The organism is Variovorax sp. Sphag1AA, assembly GCF_014192575.1.
In the GTDB taxonomy this organism is placed as follows: Bacteria; Pseudomonadota; Gammaproteobacteria; order Burkholderiales; family Burkholderiaceae_C; genus Variovorax.
In genome coordinates this window covers 1-13,481 of record NZ_JACHYC010000011.1, presented here as the reverse complement: position 1 = coordinate 13,481, position 13,481 = coordinate 1, and the positions used below count along the sequence as shown (strand labels likewise).

The window sequence follows — 13,481 nt, the reverse complement described above, 5'->3', positions numbered from 1 at the left end:
GCTTGCGCTGCGTCAATCGAGGTGAGCGATTTCCGCCCAGCATGCCTTGATCCATCCCGAACAATCCTTTGACGCAGATAGTCGGAGTTGCGATGAATCAAACCGGAGGACAGCACAGGTCCATAGCATTTCGTGGACGTGCGGCGCTCGCGCGCTTTGCGTGCCTCCTATCGAAGGACAGATGATTTCTGAAAGGTTGATCATGAAGACTGATGCGCAACTGAAGAAGGACGTGGAAAGCGAACTTCAATGGGACCCGGCAGTCAACCCGGCACACATCGGGGTGATGGTTGAGAACGGCGTGGTGACCGTGACGGGACACCTCGCGACCTACCGCGAGAAGTTCCTTGTGGAACGTGCCGTCCAGCGCGTGCAAGGTGTCAAAGCACTGGCGATGGAGCTCGACGTCAAGCTTGCCCCGAGCCACAAGCGAAGCGATTCCGAGATTGCTGCCGCCGCGGAAGATGCGCTGACGTGGGACGCTCAGGTGCCCGCTGGCATCAGCCTGAAGGTCGAGCAAGGCTGGATCACGCTCAAGGGCGATGTGGAGTGGGACTACCAGCGCAACGCGGCCGCCCGAGCCGTGCGGTCACTCACAGGCGTCACAGGGGTCAGCAACAACGTCGTGCTCAAGCAGCGGCCCGCTCATGCCAACGTCATGGCAAAGATTCGCGATGCATTGGTCCGCCAGGCGGAGAAGGAGGCGCAGCATATCGATGTTCTTATCGAAGGATCCGAAGCAAGATTGCGGGGCACGGTCCACTCCTGGGCAGAGCGGTCGGCGGCGCAGGGTGCCGCTTGGTCCGCTGTGGGTGTGACAAAGGTTTTCAACGAGTTGAAGGTCTCCGACTGAGTCCGCCTTCGAGGCTGCCGTGTCGTTCGTCATGCCTCCGCCAATAGATCTCTACCTTTGGGGATCGATCGCGACGGACGTCGCTATGGCGTCGCACGCCGACGCGGGGGCCTTGGAGCAACGGCGGAGGCAACGTCTGCGGCGTCTGGTTGCATCGGCCAAGGAGCGCTCGCCCTTGTATCGGCGCATGTTGCGCCACACGGATTTGGACAAGGCCTGCCTGGAAGACCTGCCGGTCATGAGGAAGGCCGATCTGATGAATCACTTCGACCAGTGGGTCACGGATCCTGCCATTCGCCTCGACGACCTGCGCCGCTTTGTCTCGGACCCGCATCGTATTGCCGAGTCCTACATGAGGCGCTACCTGATATGGGAGAGCTCCGGCAGCAGCGGCGAGCCGGCGATCTTTGTCCAGGATGCCCTCGCTCTGGCCGTGTTCGACGCGCTCGATGCAATCCGCCGGCCTATGCTGAGGCCCATGCGACGGCTGTTCGATCCGTGGGGATGGAGTGAGCGGATGGCTTTCGTCGGGGCCACGAACGGTCATTTCGCAAGCACGGTCTCCATCGAGCGGCTACGGCGGCTCAATCCGCTGTTTGCGCAACGTCTGCGCTGCATCTCCTTCATGCAGCCCCTGGAGGACATCGTTCGGGAGATCGACGCCATGGTGCCGTCCGTGATCGCGACTTACCCCAGCGCGGCAGCGCTGCTGGCGGAAGAACGGACGCAGGGACGTATGAACACAGCGCCCCGCGAAGTCTGGACCGGCGGCGAGAACCTGTCTCCGGCAAACCGCGAATCCATCGGGCGGGCGTTCGGCTGCGCACTGGCGAACAGCTATGGGGCTTCGGAGTTTCTTTCGCTCGCCTTCGAGTGTGAAAAGGGTGCCATGCACCTCAACAGCGATTGGGCGATTCTCGAGTCGGTGGACAAGCGGGGACAGGCGGTGCCCTTTGGCGAAGCTGGCGCGACGGTACTCCTCACGAATCTCGCCAATCACGTTCAGCCGATCATCCGATACGACCTGGGCGACCGCGTGACCCTGCATGCGCATAGGTGCAGATGCGGCTCACATCTGCCGTTGATCGAGATAGAGGGCCGCTGCGAGGAGACGCTTCGCCTGGGTAACGAGCGCAGCTCCGTCTGCGTGCTTCCTCTTGCGTTGAGTACTGCGATCGAAGAAGGATCCGGGCTTTTCGATTTCCAGCTTGTGCAGAAGGGCCCGTGCGACCTGATCCTGAACACCGCGTCGAAAAGCGCCGAGGCCGAGGAGCTGCTTCAAAAGGCCCAATGTGCCCTCGCTGATTTCCTGCGATCTCAGGGTGCGGCAGGTGTTCGAATTGCGTGCCAAGCGGGCGAGCCCCGACAGGTCGGTCGCAGCGGCAAGGTCTCGCGGGTGGTCAGAGACCTCACCGGCGGCTTCACAAAATAGCGATCACGCCCTCGTGCAGCACGATGCCAGTGAGCTGGCCGACGCCCTGGCTGCGCGCATGCTCGATCAACTCCTCAAGATTGGTCACGCGCGCCTGCCGCGTGGGCACCGAGCGGCTCGCGCTAAGGCATGTACTTGCCTCCGTTGATTGACAACGTGATGCCGGTGATGAAACCCGCGTCTTCGGAAGCGAGAAACACGACTGCGCGCGCGATCTCGGCCGGTGTCGCGAGCCGACCCACCGGGACGGTCTTGAGAATGGTGGCGAGCACATCGGGTGGCACCGCGCCGACCATGGCGGTGTCGGTGTATCCCGGCGCGATCACGTTGACCGTGATGTTGCGTGAGGCGCTTTCGAGCGCGAGCGACTTGCTGAACCCGATCAATGCCGCCTTGGTTGCCGCATAGTTGGACTGCCCGACCTGCCCGGACAGGCCGTTGACTGAACCCATGCTGACGATGCGCCCGAAGCGGCGCTCGCGCATGCCTTCGATGACCGCGCGGCACATGTTGAAGCAGCCGCCGAGGTTGATGTCGATCACTTCGCGCCATTGTTCGTCGGACATCTTGTGCAGCATGGCGTCCCGCGTGATGCCGGCATTGTTGACCAGGACGTCGACCGGCCCTGTTTGCGCCTCCACGCGCGCCACGCCCTCGCGGCACGCCCCAAAGTCAGCAACGTTCCATGCGAAGACAGGTATGCCGGTCTGTTTGGAGAAGCGGTTTGCGGCGTCGCTATTGGAGCCGTAGGTGGCGGCCACACGATAGCCGGCGTCCTGCAACGCCTGCGCCGTGGCCGCTCCGATGCCGGCCGTGCCGCCGGTGACGAGTGCGACGCGCATGTCAGCTCTTCCTTTCAAGGATTAAGGTGCGGGCGAGCGAGCCCGACCCGGTGACTCTAGGCAATGGGACCATCGGCCGGCTTGCGCTGGATCAACGGCGCGCTTTGGCGGCGCTGATGCGGCGGGGGTGGATTCCGCTTGATGCATGTCAAGCGCGGCCTGCCGCCGGTCGGCCAGAGTAACCGCGGGCTCGCTGCATTGGCGCGTTCATTTCTGGAGTGCAACCATGAACCTCAAATCCCTTTGCCGACGCGAGGTCGTCGGCGTATCCGCCCGCGTCGGCTATCCGGCGTTCGGCGCCGTGGCTTCGAAGTGACAGATGGTCTGACCAGCCAGGAAGCGCGCGAGCGACTCGCGCGTGATGGTCCGAACGACATCGAGCCGTCACGGCGCAGCGGTTTCGCTGCGTTGGTCAGGAACGTGGCGCACGAGCCGATGTTTCTGCTTCTGCTTGCGGCCGCGGCGCTCTACCTCTTGATTGGAGAGTTGTCCGAAGGCCTGCTGCTTGGTGGCTTCGCGGTCGTTACTGTCGGCTTGGTCATCGTTCAGCAACGGCGGGGGGATCGCGCGCTTGACGCACTGCGTGCATTGGCTGTGCCATATGTGCGAGTGCTGCGCGACAACCAATGGGTGCGCGTTCCCGCGGCGGAAGTCGTGGCGGGCGATGCGATGCTCATCGGCGAAGGCGAGCGTATTGCGGCGGATGTGCAGTTGCGCGAATGCACGGCGCTTGAATGCGATGAATCGCTGCTCACAGGGGAGTCCGTGAGTGTGCCCAAGCAGGTTGGGGACGCCGCCTATGCCGGGACATTGGTCGTGGCCGGACATGGCGTTGCGCAAGTGCAAGCGACCGGCTTGCGCACCCGCATGGGAGCCATCGGCGCCTCCCTGGAACGCATCGACCTCGCGCCGACGCCGTTGCAACAGACACTCGCGCGCGTCACCCGATGGCTGGCGGTGCTCGCCTTCATCCTGAGTGTGCTTCTGGCGGTCTGGCTGGGTATTGGTTCAAGGAATTGGCTGCAGGGTGCCTTGGCCGGCATCGCGTTCGGTATGTCGATGCTGCCCGAGGAGATTCCGATGGTGCTCACCGTGTTTCTCGCTTTTGGCGCGTGGCGGATGGCATCGGTCAAGGTTCTCGCACGGCGTCCGGCCGCGATCGAGGCACTTGGCGCGGCCACCGTGCTGTGCGTGGACAAGACCGGCACGCTCACCGAGAACAGGATGAAGCTGGTGGGCATCGTATTGCCGGGATCGCCCGCCGCGCATGATCCCATCGACGATGCATTGCCGGTACGCACGGCACTGTTGTGCGCGATGCTGGCCTCTCGCCGCGGAACGCTCGACCCGATCGATCGCGCGATCCTCGGTACAGGCGAGGGACTTTTGCATCAGCATTGGGCGCTGGCGCGCGAGTACCCGATGACACCCAAACTCCCCGCGATGGCGCAAGCCTGGTTGCGAGCGGATGGCACGGTCGAGGTGGCGGCCAAGGGCGCGCCGGAGGCGATCGCCTCGATCTGCAGGCTGTCGGCAGACGAGGGCTCGCGGCTTCACCGGCAGGTGGAAGAGCTCGCCAACCGCGGCTTGCGCATACTGGCGGTCGCACGCGCGATCGCGCCGCGATCCGAGGCGCTACCGAGTCTTCATGAACTCGATTTCTCGCTGCTGGGGCTGCTTGCCTTCGAGGACCCGTTGCGCGCGGACGTGCCGGATGCCGTGGCGACGGCGCGCAAGGGGGGCATCGAGGTTGCAATGATCACGGGCGATCACGCCGCCACAGCCCGCGCGATCGCTCGGCAAGCTGGTATCGATACATCCGCGGGTGTGATGACCGGAGATGCGCTCGAAGCGCTCGATGACCAGGCGCTGGCCCGTGTGACGCGCAGGGTCCGCGTGTTCGCCCGCGTCACGCCGCTTCAGAAGTTACGCCTCGTGAAGGCATTCCAGGCGAACGGCGAGACGGTCGCGATGACCGGCGACGGCGTCAACGACGCGCCCTCGCTCAAAGCGGCGCATGTCGGCATTGCGATGGGCGTGCGTGGCACTGATGTTGCGCGTGAGGCGGCCGGGCTGGTGCTGCTGGATGAAGACTTCACGCGCATTGTCGATGGCGTGCGTCTGGGACGTCGCATCGACGACAACTTGCGAAAGGCCATCTTCTACATCGTCGCCATTCATGTTCCTATCGCCGGACTCGCCTTCGTGCCGGTGATGCTGGGAATGCCGGTGCTGATGCTGCCGATCCACGTGGTCCTCACTGAGATGGTGATCGATCCGCTGTGCTCGTTCGCATTCGAAGGCGTGCCAGAGGCGCAGAGCCTGATGAGCCGCCGTCCCCGTCCGCGCGACGCACACGCGTTCCGCTGGCAATCGCTTCGGGGTGGGCTGGTTGCCGGGTTGCTGTTGCTTCTTTCGGTGCTCGGCGTTTGGGGAATCGCTCTCGCCAACGGTGGTACCGCCGATGAGGCGCGGACACTTGCCGTTTGCGCGCTCACGGTGGGCAATCTCTCACTCGTATGGATGTTGGCTCGGCCGCAAGGGGCGCGCAGTGCATTCGCGAGTTGGCCTCTCGTCATCGTGACGGCGGTGTCGGTGATGGTGATGACAGCGGGCGTACTGCTGCCGGGTGCCCGCGAGCTGCTGCGTTTCGCGCCGGTGAATGGACCAGGCCTGCTGGCGGCCATGGCACTGGGCATTGCCGCCGCGGTCGGAGGTGGCCTTGTGGCTGTTCGGACCCAGCGTATGGATCTTCCAGGCGAGAACTCGTTGGTTGACTTGGCGCAAGCCCGACATTGACAAGACGGCCAATCATCCGGGCAGGAGGTCTTCAAGATGTCTGCCAAGAAGCTGCTGTTCCGGGAAGAAGCCCGCGACAAGATCCGCCGTGGAGTTGATACGCTGGCCGAGGCCGTGAAGGTCACGTTGGGTCCGAGAGGCCGCACCGTGGTGCTTGACCGTGAGTTCGGTGCGCCCCAGATCGTCAATTCAGGGGTGGTTGTCGCGAAATCGATCGAGCTCGAAGACCGCTTCGAGAACATGGGTGCGCAGCTGATGCGCGAAGTTGCCGCGCGCACGAGCGAGATGGCGGGTGACGGCACCACCACAGCCACTGTGCTGGCCCACGGCCTGGTGCAGGAAGGCCTGAAGTATTTGGCGGCCGGCATGAATCCGATGGAACTGAAGCACGGCATCGAGCAGGCCGTCGAGATCGTCGTGACCGAGCTCAAGAAGATGGCGCAACCCTGCGCCACATCGCAGGAGATCGCCCATGTCGCAGCGATCTCCGCGAACAACGACCGCTCCATCGGCGAACTGGTCGCAAGGGCCATGGACAAGGTGGGACGCGATGGGGCGGTGTCGATCGAGGATGGATCGGGCATCGCGAGCGAGCTCGAGACCGTCGAAGGGCTGCAGTTCGATCGCGGCTATCTGTCGGCCTACTTCATCAACAACCCGGAGCGGCAGACCTGCGTGCTGGAAGACGTCGCCGTGCTGCTGTACGACCAGAAGCTGTCCGGCCTGCAGGAACTCGTGCCGTTGCTCGAATCGGCCGCGAAGGCCGGAATGCCCTTGCTTGTCGTCGCCGAGGAAGTCGAGGCCGATGCGCTGGCGACCCTGGTCGTCAACGCCATTCGCGGCGTGATCAAGACTTGCGCCGTCAAGGCACCGGGCTTCGGTGACCGCCGCAAGGCAATGTTGCAGGACATTGCCCTCGTTACGGGGGGACAGGTGCTATCCGCGGAGCTGGGCGTATCGCTCGAAAAGGCCACGCTGGAGCATCTCGGACGAGCGCGTCGCGTGGTGGTCGACAAGGAGAACACCACCATCGTCGGCGGTGCCGGCGAGGCATCGGCCATCCGCGAACGCATCGCGACGCTGAAGAAAGAGCGCGAAAAGCTCGGCAGCGACTACGACCGCCAGAAGCTGGACGAGCGCATCGCCAAGCTGTCGGGCGGCGTGGCCGTGATCAAGGTCGGTGCGGCCACTGAGACGGAGCTGAAGGAGCGGAAGTTGCGTGTCGAGGACGCTCTGCATGCCACTCGCGCCGCGATCGAGGAGGGCATCGTCCCAGGGGGCGGGGTGGCCCTGCTGCGCGCCCGGAAGGCGCTCGTGGGCGTGACGCTGCCCACGCTCGATGAAGACTCGGGCCTGAAGATCGTGATCCGCGCGCTGGAAGAGCCGATGCGCCGCATCGTTCTCAATGCCGCGCAGGAACCCTCCATCGTGCTGGACCGGGTCGACGCGGCCGATCGGCCGAGTTTTGGCTACAACGCAGCCCGTCGTGAATACGGCGACATGCTGGATATGGGTGTCATCGATCCGGCCAAGGTCACGCGCCTGGCGTTGCAGAACGCCTGCTCTATCGCAAGCCTGATCCTCACGATCGACTGCATGGTGGCGGATGTGCCCAGGAAAGAGCAGCCACAGCAGGCTGCGCCTTCAGCCGATATGTTCTGAGGGGGCGCGAGTTTGCAAGATTCGCCGTGCATCCGTTCGCCAAATGCCTTCAGCCTTGACGTGCCGCAAACACGGCGGTTTGAGGCCCGGCGAGGATCGAGCGATGGAACATTCATACGTTTGCCCGGCCGGTCATGGGCCGGCTGCCATGGATCTACCGCTCAAGCAGTGGATCGCGCGGCTTGCCAACGGGATCTCGCCCGCATCGCTTGCGCAGGCGCAATCCGACTGGCTGGCGCACTTGATGGTGTCGCCCACAAAGCAGACGGAGCTTTCGGCCAGTGCGCTTCGGAGATCACTTGCGTGGTGGTTGGCCCTTGTGTCGAGCGAGAAGGACGCCGAGGCAGACGAGGCGATGGCCGTCCAGGACAAACGGTTCGCGCGGCCGGAATGGAAGCAGCCTCCCTTCGACGCGTTGGCTCGGGCGTTTCTGTCGACCCAGCAGTGGTGGGAGGAGGCCTGCCGAGGCGTGCGCGGTGTTTCGAAACACCACGAAGACCAGGTGGCCTTCGTTGCGCGCCAATGGCTTGACATGGTGTCGCCGTCCAACTTCGTCGCTACAAATCCGGAGGTGCTGAAACAGACCCTGTTGACGGGCGGCGCGAACCTGGCCAATGGTTGGATCAACTGGGTTCGCGATGCGGCTGCGGTCGCGGGCGATGCCAAGCCACGCGGTGTGGAGGCATTCCTGCCGGGCAAAGCCGTGGCCCTGACCCCGGGCAAGGTCGTCATGCGCAACGAACTGGCAGAGCTGATCCAGTATGAGCCGACAACCGCCACCGTTCTGCGCGAGCCGGTGTTCATCGTTCCGGCCTGGATCATGAAGTTCTACATCCTCGACCTTACGCCCGAGGATTCACTGGTGAAGTACCTGGTGGACAACGGGCATACGGTCTTCATCGTCTCGTGGCGCAACCCCCGCAGCGGTCAGGCCGGTCTGGGAATGGAGGACTACGTTCGCCATGGCGTGTTCGAATCGCTCGACACCATTCGTTCGTTGTATCCGGAGTCGGATGTCCACGCGGCAGGCTACTGCCTCGGCGGCACGCTGCTGGCCATTTCGGCGGCGTTGCCCGAATGCCCTCATGCCATCCGGACGCTGACGCTGTTCGCTGCGCAAACCGACTTCTCCGAGCCGGGAGAGCTGGGACTCTTCATGGACGAGAGCCAGATTTCCTTTCTCGAGGACCTCATGACCGAGAACGGCTACCTGGATGGCAGGCGGATGGCAGGGGCCTTTCAACTCATCAACTCGAAAGACCTCGTATGGTCCAAGCTGGTACATGAGTATCTGATGGGCGCCACCACGCCGATGACTGCGCTACGCGCATGGAATGCCGATGCCACCCGCATGCCCGCGCGGATGCACGCGGAATACCTGCGGCATCTTTACCTGCGCAACGATCTGGCGGAGGGGCGCTATCGGTGCACTTCGCATGAACCGGTCGACTTGTCGCGAATCGGCGTTCCCATGTTCGTGGTCGCGACCGAGAACGACCATGTATCGCCATGGAAGTCGGTCTACAGGATTCACCGGCTCGTTGATTCGCCCATCGACTTCCTGCTGACCTCCGGCGGACACAACGTGGGCATCGTGAACCCTCCGGCCGGGCCGGCGGCACATACGGCTGCGTCGTACCGCAAGGCCCACCATGCCGCACGCAAGGCGCCCGCAGAGCCAGACGAGTGGTTCGCCAGTGCGCAGTATTCGCACGGTTCCTGGTGGCCGGCGTGGACCCACTGGCTGCGAAAGCACTCCAGCGGCGAGATCGCGACACTGCCCGTGCAAGGCGTTGCGGTGAATGGCAAAGAGATTCCCGCACCGGGCTCGTACGTAAAAGAGTCGTAGGAGAGAGTCAATCTGCGTGATCGGTCGAGAACATCGCCGGTAGCGAGAAATCCTGAGTCTCGAGGATCAACGAGCGATGCGGGTCGCGACGATGCAGATGCAGGGCCATTTGCTCGATCACATCGAAGTGCTCTTTGCAGGCCTGTACGAGGCTTTCACCACCGCCGGTAGCGCCGAAGAGATCGCGCAGCGTGTCTTCCGAGATCTCTGCGATCACTCGGTGGCCAGTAGGGCCGTCGGGGTAGATTGGGAACAAGACGCTGGCTCGATCAAAGCAGTAGATCGCATCGGCTTCCATTTCACGCGCCTCAAGGGAAATTGACTAGGACTCTGTCGTAGGTGCCAGGGGGGCTGCCGCCAGAGAAGGCAGCGTGTGCAGGTGATCGCGGGTCAGAGGGTGTGTTCCACCGGGCAGGGCGGCAGCCCAGCTTTGCCACGCATCGTGGTACATGGACGTGAGCGCTTCTATCCACTCCGCCACCGCGCGGACCTGCGCCTGCTGGAACTCCTGGGCACAGTCCTGGAAGAGGTGCTGCCATCCGAGGGACGAAAGGACAAAGGCATCCTCGACTCGCGTTGCAGCCGATTCCGATTGATTCATGGCAAAAACTCCTTTCGCTAGTCAATTGGGATGCAATGCGCTCCTGATTCGAATGCTAGGCGTGCTTGGCGCAATGCTCATTGATCTGCCGCAACTTGTTAGCGGATTCCGCCCCATGGGGATGGGGCGCGAGATCCCTGCGAACGCCTTCTCGCCCCCTGCCAGCCAAGCGCATGCACGCGACGCGCCAGTGGTTCGACCATGGAGAAATCGATAGCAGCGTGGGTGGCCGTTTAGAGCGTGAACCGGAGTCGCAGGCACCTTCGGGCGCGACGGTGCGCGGCTTGCTCGTACCGCTGCTGTTGGCCACCATCTCCTCTGCCAGTACCTGCTCGTTGTCGAACATGTCTTCGACGGTGCGCGCCGCGGCGCAGGGGACTTCATGACCAAAGAGAGATTGGCCAATGGCTGACGCCCCGGAGCTGCGAGCCCTCAAAGCGGCGATTGACGCTGATTCTCCGAGGGAAGCCGCAGCTCAATGAGAGGCGAGGCTGATGCTGCCGTCGGGCCCGAGGATCTGCTTATCGCCGCGAATCGTCCCTTACCGTAGGCGTTGACCCGTTCGCGTCGTAGCCCTTCTTCGTGATCTCGTAGACCTCGCCGCGATCACCGCGGGTGGCGAGCAAACCACGGTCGACGAGTTCCTGCAACGCAGCCTCCCAGGTGGCCACCGCGCGGTGATCGGCCTTGTCGGTCAACAGGCTCTCGCCGTTCGTGTGCAGGTCAACGCTGGCGCCGAATTTCTCGTACAGCACGAGTCCGGCCGGATCGGCTGAAGCACCCTTGAGCAGTATCCGCGCCTCTTTCGATAGCGGCGGGAGAACTACCCCCGTCGGCGCCGGTGCCGGGGCCGGGGCCGATGTCGGTGCCATGGATGGCGGTTTGGAGTCCGACTCGCGAAGGACCGCAACACCGAACCCGAGGACGCCGGCGAAGAGCAACACGAAGATGCCAACACGGACCTTCACCGTCGCCTTGGCAAAGAAGACGTACGCCAGGATGGACAGCGCGACAACCAGCAGTGCCAGGATGCCCAGCCGGCTCTGCGCCGCCGCCTTGATGATGTCGGGGAGACTCTTGAACAACTGGTCCATGGTCCCTCGCCTTGCAGTCGTGGTTGCCGTGTCTGCGAAGGATCATGCAGCGCCCCGGCTCCGGACGGAGGCCGATAGGCGCAGGGTTGAGGGATTCGTGTGCATGGGCCGACTGCCCACTGTATCTGGCGCACGGCGGGATCGCCACAGGTAATTGAAGAGTGGGCTGACTGAGGCGGCCTTGAGCTGCCGGTCGGCACTAGGTCTCAATCGCTAGCTGCTTGGCCTGAAGCGGGAGCGATCACATCGAGAGCGGCGATCTGGCGATCGCTAGTCTTCGAAGCCCCACAGGGCCGCCATGAGGGGTATGCGCTGCAAGAGCTCGGTCGAGGGGACGGTGTCTTCGGGCGAGGAGGGCCGTGTTGCGGAATAGACCTGGCTTCATGGGTATTGAACCGATCGTGCGTTTTTGGGGATGAACGTTCTGCTCTAGCGGGGTCTCGTCCCGCGGGTGCACGAACCAAAAGGATCTACGAATGAAAGCCTCCATCCCCCTCGTCCTGGTTGCCGCTTGCAGCTTTTCCGTATCGGCCGGCGCGCAGTTTGCCAAGACCGAAGATGCCATCAAGTACCGTCAGAGCGCGATGTTCATTCAGAGCCAGCACGTCGCACGCCTGGGTGCCATGGCCAGCGGCAGGGCACCCTACGACGCGACGGCCGCAGTGGCAAACGCGGAAGTTGTGGCCGAAATATCGAAACTTCCCTGGGCCGGATTCGGGCCTGGCACGGAAGGCGGAAAGGCCAAGCCGGAGATCTGGCAGGAGCAGGCGAAATTCAAAGAGCTGAGCGAGAGATTGATGTCCGACACGGAAAAGCTCCTGGGCGCCGCGAAAGCCGGCAATCTCGACGCGCTGAAAGCCGCCATGGGGCCCCTGGGCGAGACCTGCAAGACCTGCCACGACACGTTCAGGAAGAAGTAGCTCGCTCACACAAAGTGGGCCTTGATGCGTACGCCCTTGTCCAGGCTCAGGATCGGGACCCCTGCGCGATATAAGGGTTAACCCTTATAATCGACGTCACCATGAAGAAAATCTTGCAAAGCGCCATGGCCGCGCTTAAGAGCCAGTTTCCCGCCCAGCCCAACTTCGAAGACACCTACCTCGCCGGCGCGGTCGACATCTATGACCTCGAACGCCGCATGAAGCATCTCGACCAGCGGACCGCTCAGCGTCCGTTCCACCTGCAGCACTCCATCTGAGTGCGTCGGCCGATCGGCCGTAGCGACCAGAAAGCCTCGCAGCGCTTCAGCATCACGTCGAGCGCGAGGGCTGGAGGCGGGAGGAAGCCAACTGCCGTCGCGCTCGCGTCGACTGCAATCCCTGTCTCACAAAGCGGGCGGGAAGTCCCGGCACATCGATGCGCATTTGCAGAACGCAACCGGACCAAGGCATTGCCGCAAGCTCGTCTGGCGACCGCTTCTCTCTCGCGGTTGTGATGTAGAGGGTGCGCAGGTCGGCACCCCCGAAACAGGGCATGGTCGGGCAACGCACGGGTAGGTGGATGGTGCGCAGCAACTCGCCTTGCGGGGAATAGCGCAGCACCCGGCCCCCCTCGAACATCGCGACCCAATAGCAGCCCTCCGAATCCACGGCAGCGCCATCGGGCCGACCGTCGTACCCTGAAAGCCGATGTGCTTCCGGCGGCTCGAACCGGGCGAAGACGCGACGATTTGAGGGCTCGCCGCGCTCGGGGTCGTAGTCCCAGGCAGCGATGGTGTGGGCCTTTGTGTCAGCCCAGTACATGGTGCGGCCGTCCGGACTCCATGCAAGTCCGTTGCTGGTCGTGATGTGGCCAGCGACACGCTGAAGCCCTTGTGCATCGAGCCGGTACAGCGATGCGTGGGGTGCATCGCGCGGTTCATAGATCGTTCCAACCCAGAAGCGGCCCTGCGGGTCGGTCTTGCCGTCGTTGAAGCGCTCGACAGCGATGTCGTAGGGTGCCTTGGCAATCACGGTCTGGCTGCCGGTCGTCGGATCCAGGCGCAGCAGGCCGTCCCGTTGCGCGACGATCAGCGTACCGTCGTCGCAGGCGGCGCAGCAGCCAAGATCGTGCGCGAAGACCCAGCTCGCATGCGTCTGGTTGTCGGGGTCATAGCGATGCAGGGTGCGGCTCGGGATGTCGCACCAATACAGCACTTTCTCTCGTGGATGCCACAGTGGTGATTCGCCGAGCAGGCTGGGTTCGACGGGTAGGCGTTCGATGTCCATCGTGCTTGGAGGCGAAGTGCCTCATTCACGCGAGCTCGTGACGCCGCGGCATGTCCGCCCCGCGGCGGGAGCAGGTGATCGCGGCCGCGCGCGCGGCGAATGTGAGGAGTGCATCAAGCCGCGCCGCATCGAGCCCACCCAG

The 13,481-nt window shown here is 63.6% G+C and carries 12 protein-coding genes; 7 read left to right on the top strand and 5 right to left on the bottom strand.

The genetic code is table 11. The features are described from left to right. Window positions 1–202 precede the first annotated feature (202 nt). On the top strand, window positions 203–853 hold the full coding sequence (locus FHW64_RS31640) for a BON domain-containing protein (RefSeq protein ID WP_184532964.1): 651 nt from the start codon (window positions 203–205) through the stop codon (window positions 851–853). A gap of 19 nt (window positions 854–872) precedes the next feature. Beyond that, window positions 873–2,285: a phenylacetate--CoA ligase family protein gene (locus FHW64_RS31635; RefSeq protein WP_184532962.1), complete on the top strand. Its 1,413-nt coding sequence runs from the start codon at window positions 873–875 to the stop codon at window positions 2,283–2,285. A gap of 122 nt (window positions 2,286–2,407) precedes the next feature. Here FHW64_RS31635 and phbB read toward each other — a convergent pair whose 3' ends face one another. Continuing rightward, the gene (phbB, locus tag FHW64_RS31630) at window positions 2,408–3,127 is read right to left on the bottom strand and encodes an acetoacetyl-CoA reductase (RefSeq protein WP_184532960.1); all 720 of its coding nucleotides are present in this window, start codon (window positions 3,125–3,127) and stop codon (window positions 2,408–2,410) included. Between the two features lie 312 nt (window positions 3,128–3,439). On the opposite strand from phbB, the gene FHW64_RS31625 reads away from it, so the two are divergent. From FHW64_RS31625 to FHW64_RS31615, 3 genes are all read left to right on the top strand, one after another. Then, window positions 3,440–5,926 carry a cation-translocating P-type ATPase gene (locus FHW64_RS31625; RefSeq protein WP_184532958.1) on the top strand — a complete coding sequence of 829 codons (2,487 nt, stop codon included), beginning with the start codon at window positions 3,440–3,442 and terminating at the stop codon, window positions 5,924–5,926. 36 nt (window positions 5,927–5,962) lie between these two features. After that, on the top strand, window positions 5,963–7,588 hold the full coding sequence (gene groL, locus FHW64_RS31620) for a chaperonin GroEL (protein ID WP_184532956.1): 1,626 nt from the start codon (window positions 5,963–5,965) through the stop codon (window positions 7,586–7,588). 103 nt (window positions 7,589–7,691) lie between these two features. After that, window positions 7,692–9,437, top strand: a complete 1,746-nt coding sequence (locus tag FHW64_RS31615) for an alpha/beta fold hydrolase (protein WP_184532954.1) — start codon at window positions 7,692–7,694, stop codon at window positions 9,435–9,437. Between the two features lie 7 nt (window positions 9,438–9,444). On the opposite strand, the gene FHW64_RS31610 is transcribed toward FHW64_RS31615, so the two are convergent. The 3 genes from FHW64_RS31610 to FHW64_RS31600 form a co-directional block, all read right to left on the bottom strand. Beyond that, window positions 9,445–9,735, bottom strand: a complete 291-nt coding sequence (locus FHW64_RS31610) for a hypothetical protein (RefSeq protein ID WP_184532952.1) — start codon at window positions 9,733–9,735, stop codon at window positions 9,445–9,447. 24 nt (window positions 9,736–9,759) lie between these two features. Further along, the gene (locus FHW64_RS31605; protein WP_184532950.1) at window positions 9,760–10,038 is read right to left on the bottom strand and encodes a hypothetical protein; all 279 of its coding nucleotides are present in this window, start codon (window positions 10,036–10,038) and stop codon (window positions 9,760–9,762) included. Window positions 10,039–10,559: 521 nt separating this feature from the next. Beyond that, on the bottom strand, window positions 10,560–11,132 hold the full coding sequence (locus FHW64_RS31600; protein WP_184532947.1) for a hypothetical protein: 573 nt from the start codon (window positions 11,130–11,132) through the stop codon (window positions 10,560–10,562). A gap of 476 nt (window positions 11,133–11,608) precedes the next feature. Between FHW64_RS31600 and FHW64_RS31595 the strand changes: the two genes are divergently transcribed. Together FHW64_RS31595 and FHW64_RS31590 are read left to right on the top strand one after the other, a co-directional pair. Continuing rightward, a complete protein-coding gene (locus FHW64_RS31595) occupies window positions 11,609–12,052 on the top strand; it encodes a cytochrome c (RefSeq protein ID WP_184532945.1) in 444 nt (147 codons plus the stop codon). 101 nt (window positions 12,053–12,153) lie between these two features. Beyond that, window positions 12,154–12,330, top strand: coding sequence for a DUF3563 family protein (locus FHW64_RS31590; protein ID WP_184532943.1), 177 nt, complete (start codon window positions 12,154–12,156; stop codon window positions 12,328–12,330). A 52-nt stretch (window positions 12,331–12,382) separates the two neighbouring features. Here the strand turns inward: FHW64_RS31590 and FHW64_RS31585 are convergent, their stop codons facing one another. After that, window positions 12,383–13,339 carry an SMP-30/gluconolactonase/LRE family protein gene (locus FHW64_RS31585; RefSeq protein ID WP_184532941.1) on the bottom strand — a complete coding sequence of 319 codons (957 nt, stop codon included), beginning with the start codon at window positions 13,337–13,339 and terminating at the stop codon, window positions 12,383–12,385. Between the last annotated feature and the right edge of the window lie 142 nt (window positions 13,340–13,481).